The 10,793-nt window shown below is 63.3% G+C and carries 15 protein-coding genes, 1 tRNA gene and 1 pseudogene; 6 read left to right on the top strand and 11 right to left on the bottom strand.

Annotation, left to right across the window (positions count from 1 at the left end):
• Positions 1–86: 86 nt before the first annotated feature.
• The 6 genes from LG661_RS19005 to mnmA form a co-directional block, all read right to left on the bottom strand.
• A tRNA-Met gene (locus tag LG661_RS19005) sits at positions 87–163 on the bottom strand.
• Positions 164–332: 169 nt separating this feature from the next.
• Complete coding sequence (locus tag LG661_RS19000; protein WP_230533484.1) at positions 333–551, bottom strand: hypothetical protein; 219 nt, start codon at positions 549–551, stop codon at positions 333–335.
• Between the two features lie 51 nt (positions 552–602).
• Positions 603–821 carry a hypothetical protein gene (locus tag LG661_RS18995; RefSeq protein ID WP_230533483.1) on the bottom strand — a complete coding sequence of 73 codons (219 nt, stop codon included), beginning with the start codon at positions 819–821 and terminating at the stop codon, positions 603–605.
• A gap of 85 nt (positions 822–906) precedes the next feature.
• Entirely contained in the window at positions 907–1,116 is a 210-nt protein-coding gene (locus tag LG661_RS18990; protein ID WP_230533481.1) for a cold-shock protein, read from the bottom strand.
• 234 nt (positions 1,117–1,350) lie between these two features.
• Positions 1,351–1,992, bottom strand: coding sequence for a class I SAM-dependent methyltransferase (locus LG661_RS18985; protein ID WP_230533479.1), 642 nt, complete (start codon positions 1,990–1,992; stop codon positions 1,351–1,353).
• 23 nt (positions 1,993–2,015) lie between these two features.
• Positions 2,016–3,170, bottom strand: a complete 1,155-nt coding sequence (mnmA, locus tag LG661_RS18980; protein WP_230533477.1) for a tRNA 2-thiouridine(34) synthase MnmA — start codon at positions 3,168–3,170, stop codon at positions 2,016–2,018.
• A 229-nt stretch (positions 3,171–3,399) separates the two neighbouring features.
• Between mnmA and sciP the strand changes: the two genes are divergently transcribed.
• Together sciP and LG661_RS18970 are read left to right on the top strand one after the other, a co-directional pair.
• Positions 3,400–3,675, top strand: a complete 276-nt coding sequence (gene sciP / locus LG661_RS18975) for a CtrA inhibitor SciP (protein WP_009763782.1) — start codon at positions 3,400–3,402, stop codon at positions 3,673–3,675.
• A 225-nt stretch (positions 3,676–3,900) separates the two neighbouring features.
• A pseudogene (locus tag LG661_RS18970) lies at positions 3,901–4,119 on the top strand (helix-turn-helix domain-containing protein); the annotation flags it as partial.
• Between the two features lie 15 nt (positions 4,120–4,134).
• On the opposite strand, the gene LG661_RS18965 reads toward LG661_RS18970, so the two are convergent.
• Both LG661_RS18965 and LG661_RS18960 read right to left on the bottom strand, forming a co-directional pair.
• Positions 4,135–4,962 (bottom strand): class I SAM-dependent methyltransferase, encoded by an 828-nt coding sequence (locus tag LG661_RS18965; protein ID WP_230533475.1) that lies wholly within the window; start codon positions 4,960–4,962, stop codon positions 4,135–4,137.
• A 5-nt stretch (positions 4,963–4,967) separates the two neighbouring features.
• Complete coding sequence (locus LG661_RS18960; RefSeq protein ID WP_230533473.1) at positions 4,968–5,963, bottom strand: lysylphosphatidylglycerol synthase domain-containing protein; 996 nt, start codon at positions 5,961–5,963, stop codon at positions 4,968–4,970.
• A 169-nt stretch (positions 5,964–6,132) separates the two neighbouring features.
• Here LG661_RS18960 and LG661_RS18955 point away from each other — a divergent pair, with 169 nt between their 5' ends.
• Positions 6,133–6,789: a GNAT family N-acetyltransferase gene (locus LG661_RS18955; protein ID WP_230533472.1), complete on the top strand. Its 657-nt coding sequence runs from the start codon at positions 6,133–6,135 to the stop codon at positions 6,787–6,789.
• A 21-nt stretch (positions 6,790–6,810) separates the two neighbouring features.
• On the opposite strand, the gene fliJ is transcribed toward LG661_RS18955, so the two are convergent.
• Positions 6,811–7,200 (bottom strand): flagellar export protein FliJ, encoded by a 390-nt coding sequence (fliJ, locus tag LG661_RS18950; RefSeq protein ID WP_230533470.1) that lies wholly within the window; start codon positions 7,198–7,200, stop codon positions 6,811–6,813.
• 518 nt (positions 7,201–7,718) lie between these two features.
• On the opposite strand from fliJ, the gene ctrA reads away from it, so the two are divergent.
• Both ctrA and LG661_RS18940 read left to right on the top strand, forming a co-directional pair.
• A complete protein-coding gene (gene ctrA, locus LG661_RS18945; RefSeq protein ID WP_230533468.1) occupies positions 7,719–8,420 on the top strand; it encodes a response regulator transcription factor CtrA in 702 nt (233 codons plus the stop codon).
• A gap of 70 nt (positions 8,421–8,490) precedes the next feature.
• Entirely contained in the window at positions 8,491–8,928 is a 438-nt protein-coding gene (locus LG661_RS18940; RefSeq protein WP_230533467.1) for an EamA family transporter, read from the top strand.
• A 7-nt stretch (positions 8,929–8,935) separates the two neighbouring features.
• Here the strand turns inward: LG661_RS18940 and chpT are convergent, their stop codons facing one another.
• Entirely contained in the window at positions 8,936–9,577 is a 642-nt protein-coding gene (gene chpT, locus LG661_RS18935) for a histidine phosphotransferase ChpT (RefSeq protein WP_230533466.1), read from the bottom strand.
• 170 nt (positions 9,578–9,747) lie between these two features.
• Here chpT and LG661_RS18930 point away from each other — a divergent pair, with 170 nt between their 5' ends.
• On the top strand, positions 9,748–10,575 hold the full coding sequence (locus LG661_RS18930; RefSeq protein ID WP_230533465.1) for a 3'(2'),5'-bisphosphate nucleotidase CysQ family protein: 828 nt from the start codon (positions 9,748–9,750) through the stop codon (positions 10,573–10,575).
• A 1-nt stretch (position 10,576) separates the two neighbouring features.
• On the opposite strand, the gene LG661_RS25485 is transcribed toward LG661_RS18930, so the two are convergent.
• Positions 10,577–10,759 (bottom strand): HAD hydrolase-like protein, encoded by a 183-nt coding sequence (locus LG661_RS25485; protein WP_407666750.1) that lies wholly within the window; start codon positions 10,757–10,759, stop codon positions 10,577–10,579.
• Between the last annotated feature and the right edge of the window lie 34 nt (positions 10,760–10,793).

Genomic DNA, 10,793 nt, shown 5'->3' with positions numbered 1-10,793 from the left:
CCTCCGAGCTGTCGAACATGCTCGGCACACAAGCAAAAGGCGCCGTACGGCGCCTTTTCAGTTTAGTCCTGAGTTGTTCTTGAGATTGGTAGCGGAGGAGGGATTTGAACCCCCGACACAAGGATTATGATTCCTCTGCTCTGACCAACTGAGCTACTCCGCCCCAGAGAGCGGGGCGAACCCCGCGTCAGGCAAGCGCGATATAGGGAAGGTTGGGCCCCAGTGTCAAGAAAGACCCGCGCCCGGAATGCGGTTTTGTGGCCTGCCTGCCGCCGACGGACCGTTCAGGGCAGGACGCGGCGGGAAATGGCCTGCCGCCCTGCCTTGAACCGTTACCCCTTGGGCTTCATGCGCCAGAGCTGGAAGCCTTCCGTCGAGATCGCCTGCTCGATGGTGCGGCGGGAGAACTTGTGGGGCGGCGCCTCGCGGGAGTTGAGGGTGCCCGTCAGGCCCCAGGGCCCGAACTTGCTCGGAAGCTTGCTGCCGGACTCGTCGCCCGCGAAGGCGTGAAGATCGTCCTTGGCCTGGGAGGTGAACATGAAGATACGCATGGAAAAGGCTTTCGTTGTAAGCGGATCGGGTGCTCACCCTGAAAATAGGGCTCAAGTCGTGGAAGTCACCCTGACCGACTGGGCAGGAAGCCCGAAACGCTCCGCCAGATGCCACTGCAGCTCACGCGCCGAGTGATACATGTAGCTTTGATCGAGCATGTGGCTAATCTCGCGACCTTTGCCGACCTCATCGGCCCAAACCCGATCCAGAGTGAAGCCTGTCGTCCAATGGTCCCCGCCGATAGCTTTGGGGATGAAGTGAAATTGCATTTGTTCCTGTTTCTTGTCTTGGCTCCAGGGGGGCGGGAGCCGTCCCCCCTGAAGCGTGGGAGCACCGATACCCCCGAGAATAATATCAAGCAGTCTGGAGGTTGCCGGCCGCCTGTTTGCCGGAGCGGCGGTCCGTTTCGATCTCGAAGGAAACCTTCTGGCCTTCGACGAGACCGCGCAGGCCGGCACGCTCGAGCGCCGTCGCGTGGACGAAAACGTCCTTTCCGCCATTGTCCGGCTGGATGAAGCCGTAGCCTTTTTGATCGTTGTAGAACTTTACCGTTCCTGTCAGCATTGCAGTGTCTTTCGTAGCATGAGTTCGCATCTGGGCGTGCCAATGCACGGCCCGTCGGGTCGTTCGATTTTTTGGAAGAAGACTGAACGTGCGCCTGATCATGCAGGCGAAGCGGCACAGGGATCCGGCCAAATGTCGAGACCTGAATGTAGGCCTCACGTCCGATAATTGCAAGCTGAGCCGGATTTAAGGAAACCGGGCGTTTCCTCCGATCTTTTCCGCCAGCTTACGACCTTAAGCCCGCTTCCTGATCCGCATCAACTTAAAGAAGCCGCCGGGGAAGAGCGGCTTGAGTTCGACGACCTCCATCCGGCCTGTCCTGCGGGCCCATTCCTCGATCCGGGAGGCCTTGAAAGCGGAACTCCAGCCGATCGCCTTCACCACGGGCGACGCCATCGCCTCCATGGCCGCGATGGGGCCGGAGGGCTGGCCGAAATGGTTGGCGAGCACGATCTCGCCGCCGGGCTTCAGAACGCGGGCGCATTCGGAGAGAGCGGTCTCGGGTTCCGGCACGAGAGTGATGATGAACTGGGCCGTGACCGCGTCGAACGTCTCATCCGGGAAGTCGAGGCGGGTCACATCCCCCACCTGAAGGCTCTTCACGTGGGTCAGGCCGCGCTTCTCGACCTTGTCTTGCGCGCGGCGCAGCATGTCCTTGGAGAGGTCGACCCCATAGACCTCGGCGTGGGACGGATAATAGCCGAGGGACAGGCCGGTCCCGACCCCGGCCTCCAGCACCTTCGGACCGCAGGCGACTGCCGCATTCACGGCGGCGCGGGCGGCCGGCTCGGTCAGCCTGTCGTAAACGAGATCATAGATCGGAGCCCAACGCGCATAAGCCTTGCGCATCAGGGCCGTGGTCGGTCCATCCGTCATGCAACTTCCTTAAGAACGATGCCTCAGGCCGCAGCGGGGGCGGCTTCGGCGGCCGTGCGAGCGATGGTGCCCCCGCCAAGCACCCGTGCCCGCGGAGCATCGCTCTCATACATGACACAAGCTTGACCGGGAGACACCCCGTCCTCCGCCGATAACAGCTCGACCGTGGGGCAGGTTCCTGTGTAACGCAGAATCGCAGGACGCGGCTCGCGGGTCGAGCGGACGCGTACGGCCACCTCCATCCCCTTCTCGCCCAAGGATTCCAGCGGAACGTCGCCCAGCCAGTTCACGTCCGTGATGCGGATGAGACGGGTCGCCAGGGCTTCGCGAGGCCCCACCACGACGCGGGCCTCCTTGGCGTCGAGCCGTACCACGTAGAGCGGTTCTCCTGTGGAAAGGCCCAGCCCCTTCCTCTGGCCGACCGTGTAGTGGATGATGCCCTGGTGCTGGCCGAGCACGCGCCCGTCCACATGGACGATCTCGCCGCCCTGCACCGCTCCGGGCTTCAGGCGTTCGATGACGTCGCTGTAGCGGCCCTGGGTGACGAAGCAGATGTCCTGGCTGTCGGCCTTTTCCGCAACCGTGAGCCCGAATTCGCGGGCCAGCTCCCTTGTCTTCTCCTTCGGCAGTTCGCCCAGGGGGGAACGCAGGAGGTCGAGCTGCTCCGGGGTCGTGGCATAGAGGAAGTAACTCTGATCCCGGTCCGGGTCGGCGGCCCGATGGAGAGCGCGGCGCCCGTCGGGCAGACGACGGCTCGCGACGTAGTGGCCCGTGGCGAGCACGTCGGCCCCCAGCTCCTTGGCGGTCTCGAGGAGATCCTTGAACTTGATGGAGCGGTTGCACTCCACGCAGGGGATCGGCGTCTCGCCCGCCAGATAGCTCTGGGTGAAACGGTCGATCACCGCCTCGCGGAAGCGGGCTTCGTAGTCCAGCACGTAGTGCGGAATGCCGATGGCCTCGGCCACCCGGCGGGCATCATAGATGTCCTGTCCGGCGCAGCAGGCGCCTTTTCGGTGAGCGGCGGCCCCGTGGTCGTAGAGCTGGAGCGTAATGCCGATGACATCGTAGCCTTCGCGCTTGAGAAGCGCCGCCACGACGGACGAGTCCACGCCGCCCGACATCGCAACGACGACGCGGGTCTTCGACGGCTCGGTCGGAAGATCGAGTGAGTTGAGCATCATTCCATCCAGAGGCGCCGTTCAAGGCGGCGCACGGGAGGGGCCAAAGCCCTTCTATAGCGATTGGAGGTGCATTCTTCCAGAGAAAGTCCGCTGCAATAAGGCGGTCTTAACCAATGTGGCTAAATCTGGGCATCCTCGTAACCGCCTGCACGGGCTTAGGAAAACATTAAGCCCCGCCGGTTAGGTTTGCCCTATCAAGGTCGTTGAATTTTTGTGTGAGCGTATCATGACCGAACCCCACCGCCCAAGGGTCAAGTATGTCATTGGGCCCGACGGTAGTCCCCTGACGATTGCCGACCTGCCTCCCTCCAGCACCCGCCGCTGGGTCATCCGCCGAAAGGCCGAAGTCGTTGCCGCCGTTCGCGGAGGGCTGCTGAGCCTGGAGGAAGCCTGCCAGCGTTACACCCTGACGACGGAAGAGTTCCTGAGCTGGCAGATGTCCATCGACCAGCACGGTCTCGCCGGATTGCGCACGACGCGCATCCAGCAGTATCGGCAGTAACAGGCTCAACGGAGCGGATACCGGGCGCTGCTTGAGGAGAGCGGCGCCTTTTTTCTTGGGCTCTCACGGTCAGGATCCGGCCACAGCCGTTAAGATCTTCCTAACCACGAATCGGCATAAATGCCGCACCCTCCCCATGTATAGGACCGGACCGTGCTCGAAGCCCAGGACAGGTTGGACAATCAGACTTTCCCTCAACCCCATCCCGGGTCATCCGAATTCCCTGCAGCCGAGGCTCCGCCCTCCGTTCTGATCGGCCGGACCATCGCCGACGTGGAGCGTCATCTCATCCTCGACACCCTTGCCTATTGCCTCGGCAATAGAACCCATGCGGCGAAGATCCTGGGCATCTCCATTCGCACCTTGCGCAACAAGCTCAATGAATACATGAAGGCCGGCATTGCGGTGCCTGAGCCGAGGCAGAAGCCCGCAGCCATGGCGTGAGAGAGCCTTAGGATCCTAAAGCTTCCTCAGCCACAGGCTCGTCTCGTGAGCGCCGGGCTCGAGCGGCAGCCGGGCCAGAATTCCGTGATTCAGCGCCTGCGGCAGGTCTCTTGATACATAGTGGCTGGCGAACACGAGCTCATATCCCCTCCCCTGCAGAAGGGCGCCCACGAGAAGCTGCTCGTTATAGGCCCGCCAATCCCATATCTTGGGATAGGCGTAGGGCAGCGTGATGTCGTGGACATGCACCAGAACCCCGGCCGCGAGCCTCGGCAGCACATCGAGGAAGAGGCGGTCCACATCGGTTCCGGGCATCGCGATATGGCTGGAATCGATGAAGAGAATATCCCCGACACCCAGCTCCTCGAAGTACCCGGGATCGGCATCCCGGAGCAGGACTGGCTTATGCTCGACCTTGACGCGGCCAAGCACCGCCCGCGGCGCGGGATCGATGCAGGTGATGCGGGTGGGAAGTGCGCCGTCCTCCACCGCCTGGGCCATGAAGCGGGTGGAATGGCCCGAGCCGATCTCGACAATGCGCTTCGGCTTTTCCCTGCGCACGAGGGCGTAGGCGACAGCTGCATCCAGGCGCGGAAACCAGCCCTGGTCGAACCGGGCAGGTCCCCTCCCCTCCAGGATGCGGCCGAGGTCCTCGGCATGCGTCTCGATCGCCTCCAGCACCGACCTGAATCGGTCGTGAGAGGCTTCGAAAGCCGGATGCAGGGCCGGATAGTCGAGCGGCTCCACACTCCCCGCATAGCGATACGGAATGAAGAAGCCGAGGCGCCTGAGGCCCAACAGGGTCAACAGGCCGAAGCGGAGCCGCCTGAAGGAGCGAGACATGAATATCAGGCCAGGGGCGGCGGCACGGAGCCCTGATCGGCAGCCCGTCCGCGCCAAGCCTGTGCAAGCCGCGCCCGCTCGAACATCAGGACCACCACCAGAGACAGGGCGAAGGGAACCAGCAGGTAGAAGAGGCGGAACACGATGAGCGCCGCCAGCACGTCTGCGGTCGGGATGTCGGGCATGGCCGTGAGGAAGACGAGCTCGAACACGCCGAGCCCGCCCGGCGCATGGCTGACCAGGGCTGCGGAGAACGACGCCAGGAAAACCGCCAGCACGACCAGAAAGCTCGGCTCCAGGTGGGCGGGAAGCGCGAAATAGATGATGCCGGCTGCACCCAGCAATTCGAGGGGGGCGGCGATCAGCTGGCGCAGCATGATCGCCGGGCGGGGATATTCCAGCTTGGCCTTGCGGATCACGAGCGGCGGGAGGTGCAGGATCGAGCCGACGACGTAGAGCGCCACGAAGCCGAGGAGGAGGAGACCGATGATCCGCGCCATTGCAGGATTGGTCAGCGCCGAAGGCAGGAGCTCCTCGAGCCTGTAGAGCAGGGTCGGGTTCACGGTCAGCACGACGCCGCCGAGCAGGATCGTGCCAAGGCCGAAGGTGAAGGAGCACAGGGCCACCAGCACCGCAATCTGTGCCGCGCTCAGGCCCTTCGACGTGTAGGCCCGGTAACGGACGACTGCGCCTGAAAACACCGAGGCGCCGATATTGTGCGACAGGGCATAGGTCGTGAACGAGGTGATCGAGACGAAAGTCCAGGAGATATGGCGAACGCCGAGATGAAGAAGCGCGATGCGGTCGTACCAGGCGAGCGCCGCATAGGCGACGAGGGTCGACAGTCCCGCCAGGGCGTAGCGGTGGCCGGGAATCGCCGTCAGGCTGTCCCAGACGTCATCGAGGGAGAGACCGCGCAACTCACGATAAAGAAGCCAGCAGGAGACAACTACCGCCAGGAGCCCGATCACGGGCCAGATGAACTCACGCACATTCTTCATCGAGACGGCAGGCTCCCTCTTTTGCCCCTCTGTGCCCACAATCCCCTTGTTCCGCAAGGGGCATATCGCCCGCCTGGGAGGGACATAGCGTCCGATGCTGCGATGCCATTGCCCTCATCGTCCGCGCGTGGAAGATGACTGGCACCGAATCCCAGTGAAGGGCTGCCATATGACGGTGAAACCCCCGCCGGTGCTCAATCTCGACGGTTACACGGACCTGCCGCCGGAGAAGATCGCAACGATCGTCACCTATCTCGAGATGCGCGAGCGACCCCGCCTGCCGAGCCTTTGCAAGCCAGACGGCTGGACGCTCGAACGGATGAACGGGAATCGCGACCGCTACAGGTCCCTGTTCCGCCAGGTGGGCGCGCCGTGGCTCTGGTTCAGCCGAGCCGTCATGTACGACGAGAAGCTGGCGGAGATCCTGGACGATCCCGGGATCGAAGCCTATGCGCTCCACGACGGCACCGCCGATATCGGCATCCTCGAACTGGACTTCCGGGGCGAGAAGGAGGTCGAACTCGTCTTTCTCGGACTCGTCCCCGGAACCATCGGCCAGGGAGCCGGACGCTTTCTCATGAACGAGGCGATCCGCCGGGCCTTCGCCCAGCCCATCGACCGGTTCTTCGTTCATACCTGTACGCTGGATCACCCGGCTGCGCTCGCCTTCTACATCCGCTCGGGCTTCACGCCCTACAAGCGCGCCATTGAGGTGGCGGACGATCCCCGGCTGCTCGGCTTTCTCCCTCCCGAGGCCGCGCCGCATATCCCGGTCCTGGGCTCGCCCGAAACGACAAAGGACGCGCCGGGCTGCGGCGCGTCCTGAAAAAACCGAAGCAGGAAAACGTCAGGCCGAGGCGCGCAGGGCGCGGGGCTGGCCGAGCTGGCTGATCGCGGCATCCATGGTCCGCTCGCGGTCTTCCAGGCTCTCGACCCTCTTCAGCTCCTCGAAAGCCTCGCCGAGCTCTGCCTTCGCATCGTCGAGCTGGGCATGGAGGTTCTGAGCCGATTGACGGAGATTGTCCCGGCGCTGTGCTGCGGCGCGGGCATAGGTCGGGTAGGCGAAATGGTTCGGATCGGCGATGCCGGCCTTCTGCTCCTCCGCTGCGATCTCCCGGTCGAGGTCGGCCGCCATGCGGTCGAATTCGGCGATCATCATCTCGATCTGCGCCACCCGACGACGTTTCTCGTCGACCTGAAAGCGCTTGAGGCGGATGAGCGTATCCCGCGACTTCATCTTGTTTCTACTCCACACGTCGCTGCCACATGTGCCTTACGGATCGCTCAGTCATCCGCCGGACACAGTCCAACATCGCATGGGGAGGTTGATCCTTCCTTACCGCCCGGGTCGGAAAAACGGCTGCCGGAACAGGCCGGTAGCACTCCTGCCCGGCCGCCGGGCCTCAAGTTAAGGCCTCGTCAACCTTTCGTTTACCGGTTCCGTTAACACTGGGGCCGTCACGGCTGCGGTCCCCTTCCGGCCCGCAGGCGGATGTGGGTGAAATGCTTTGCCCGCAAGCTTTTCATATTCGTGATGCTGTTCCGTATGGTGACCCGTAATCCACAGGACAATCGCTATAAACGGCCCTTTGGTACAATCCGGTCGTTAAGCGCTTGCATGCCTGAATCAGGGTTTGTTAACCATTCCATATTAGCGTTTCGAATCAGTTCAAAAGAGCGTCCGTCACAGGCCCGGTGGCGGATGGGCGGCAAGATGCTGCCCGCAAGCTCAAGGGCCGGGGCTGGGGATTGAACATGCGCGTACTTCTGATCGAAGACGATAGCGCAACTGCGCAAAGCATCGAGCTGATGCTGAAATCCGAGAACTTCAACGTCTATGCGACGGATCTCGGTGAAGAGGGCATCGACCTCGGCAAGCTCTATGACTACGACATCATTCTTCTCGACCTGAACCTGCCCGACATGTCGGGATACGAGGTTCTGCGCACGCTGCGCGTCGCGAAGGTCAAGACGCCGATTCTGATCCTCTCCGGCATGGCCGGCATCGAGGAGAAGGTGAAGGGCCTCGGCTTCGGCGCCGACGATTATCTCACCAAGCCGTTCCACAAGGACGAGATGGTGGCCCGCATCCACGCTATCGTGCGTCGCTCAAAGGGCCATGCCCAGTCGGTCATCACCACGGGCGACCTGGTCGTGAACCTCGACACCAAGACGGTCGAAGTCGGCGGCGCCCGCGTGCATCTCACCGGCAAGGAATACCAGATGCTGGAGCTTCTCTCGCTTCGGAAGGGCACGACCCTCACGAAGGAGATGTTCCTCAATCATCTCTATGGCGGCATGGACGAGCCGGAGTTGAAGATCATCGACGTCTTCATCTGCAAGCTCCGCAAGAAGCTCGCCAATGCTTCGCAGGGCAAGAACTACATCGAGACGGTCTGGGGCCGCGGCTACGTGCTGCGCGAGCCCGCCGAATCCGACGAGCGCATCGCGGTCTGATCGCCGCGCATCGGACGATCCCAAAAGGCCCGGCGAAAGCCGGGTTTTTTGTTCTTCGAAGGAGGCCCCGGTGAAATCGCTTCTGCTCTCATGGCAATTCTGGGCTCTGCTCTCGGCGATCTTCGCGGCCCTGACGGCGATCTTCGCGAAGATCGGCATCGAGCAGATCAACTCGGACTTCGCCACCTTCATCCGGACGATCGTGATCCTGCTCGTGCTCGGAGGAATTCTCGTCGGCACCCGGCAGTGGCAGCCCCTGACATCCGTCTCCGGCAGGACCTACCTCTTCCTGATTCTCTCAGGTCTCGCCACGGGCGCATCGTGGCTCTGCTATTTTCGCGCGCTCAAACTCGGAGACGCCGCTCGCGTCGCACCGCTCGACAAGCTCAGTCTGGTGCTTGTCGCCCTGTTCGGAGTTGTCTTTCTCGGAGAGAAGCTGGCGATGCCCAACTGGTTCGGCATCGCCCTTATCGCCACCGGAGCGGTTCTCGTCGCCTACAGGGCTTAGAGAAGTCTCAAACCGTCGTCGCGCGGATCGTCACCTCGTCGCCGTCGATGCTGAAGGCGACGGTCATGCCGGAGGCGCGGGCGATCATGCCGGCGTAATAGACCTGGATCCCGTGCGCATCGACCGTGCCGCTTTCGGAGTCGCCGGCGAGCAGGGTTTCCGCGTGGGCCGGGATGCGGGCGTTCAGGCCCTTCGCCTTGATGACGAATTCGCAGGCCTCGACCGTGCCGGACACCGCGACGTCGATCGCGCCGCCCCGCGGAATGGCGGTGATCGCGATCATGATGAGGTTGAGGAGAAGCTTCACCCGGTTCTTCGGGAAGAGCAGACGCGGGGCCGACCAGGAGAAGGCGACCTTGTCGTCGAGGAAGAGCCCCCGGGCCACCTGCTCGGCATCGCCGAGATCGATGGAGGCTCCGGCGGAACCGGCCGCGCCGAAGGCGAGGCGGGCGAACTGGAGCCGGGCCGAGGCCTGCCGGGCGCTCTTGTTGATGAGATCTAGGGCGAACTCGCGCATCGAGGCGTCGTTATCGTCCTCCAGAACCTCGAGCCCGTTCACGATTGCGCCGACGGGGGAGATCACGTCATGGCAGACGCGGGAGCAGAGGAGAGCGGCAAGATCGAGCGAATCGAGGGAGATGGTGGCCATTTGGGCTCCAGGATGACCGTAACGTCAGCTGTATGTTGATGAAATCCAAGTTTCAGTGGACAGCTTACAGCCGAACAGGAAAGAGAACGTGAACCCGGATACCCGGCTAGGAGTTCTTTGAAAAGCAGGCAAAATGAACTCGTTAGTTTCCGCGTAGGCAGAACACAGCCATGATGCGTCCCGACGACAGCAATACCGATGACATTGCCCAGAAGCTGGCCGAGATCGCTCGGGAGGCAGGGCGGATCCTGCTCGGGATGGAAAGGGCCCTGATCGAGCATCGCATCAAGGATGATGGATCCCCGACCACGGCGGCCGATCTCGCGGCCGAGGAGCAGATCATCAGACGCCTCGGCGAGACCTGGCCGGACATCCCTGTGGTGGCGGAGGAGACTTCGAGCACCGCACATCCGGCCGACGCCTTCTTCCTGGTCGACCCCCTCGACGGCACCAAGGATTTCATCAACGGCACCGGCGAGTACAGCGTAAACATCGCCCTGGTCAGGGGCGGACGGCCCGTTGCGGCAGCCGTGGCCGCCCCGGCCCTCGGCTTCATATGGATCGCCGGAGAGAAGGCCCGCATGAGCCGGATCCCCGAGGAGAGAGATGGCGCCTTCGAATGGCGGGACGTTAAGGTGCGGCCTGCCCCCGAGAAGGATCTCATCGCCCTGGTCAGCCGCCGGCATGGCGATCAGGCAACGGAGGATTGCCTGTCGGCCCTGTCCATCGGCACCCGGCGCATGACATCCTCCGCCCTGAAATTCTGTCTCATCGCCACCGGCGAAGCCGACGTCTATGTCCGCTGCGGCGCGACCATGGAATGGGACACCGCTGCGGGCGACCACATCCTCACCCGCGCAGGAGGCAGCGTCGTCGGACCGGGCGGCATCCCCCTCACCTATGGGCATGAGGATCGGGGCTATCTCAACGGCCCCTTCGCGGCCCTCGGCGACGTGGCGCTGGCCCCCCGCCTCGACCTGCCCGCTGCGGCGGCCTGAGTCACTCCAACATCATTCTCTCCAACAGGTTCGGCGGTTCCCCGAGCGTTCGGACCCTGAACCGGACGTCTGCGGCTTCCGGCCAACGGGCCTGAATGGCTCCCCAGGCCCCCCGCTCGACGAAGACGGCCTGCATGCCCGAAGCCCTCGCCGGGAGGATGTCGTTGTCGATGCGGTCGCCGATATAGGCGATCTTGCGGGGCGGCAGGCCGGAGCGC

It is taken from the genome of Microvirga roseola, from assembly GCF_020866965.1.
Lineage (GTDB): Bacteria > Pseudomonadota > Alphaproteobacteria > Rhizobiales > Beijerinckiaceae > Microvirga > Microvirga roseola.
The sequence above is the reverse complement of the archived record's forward strand: the minus strand, read 5'-3'. Positions and strand labels throughout refer to the sequence as shown.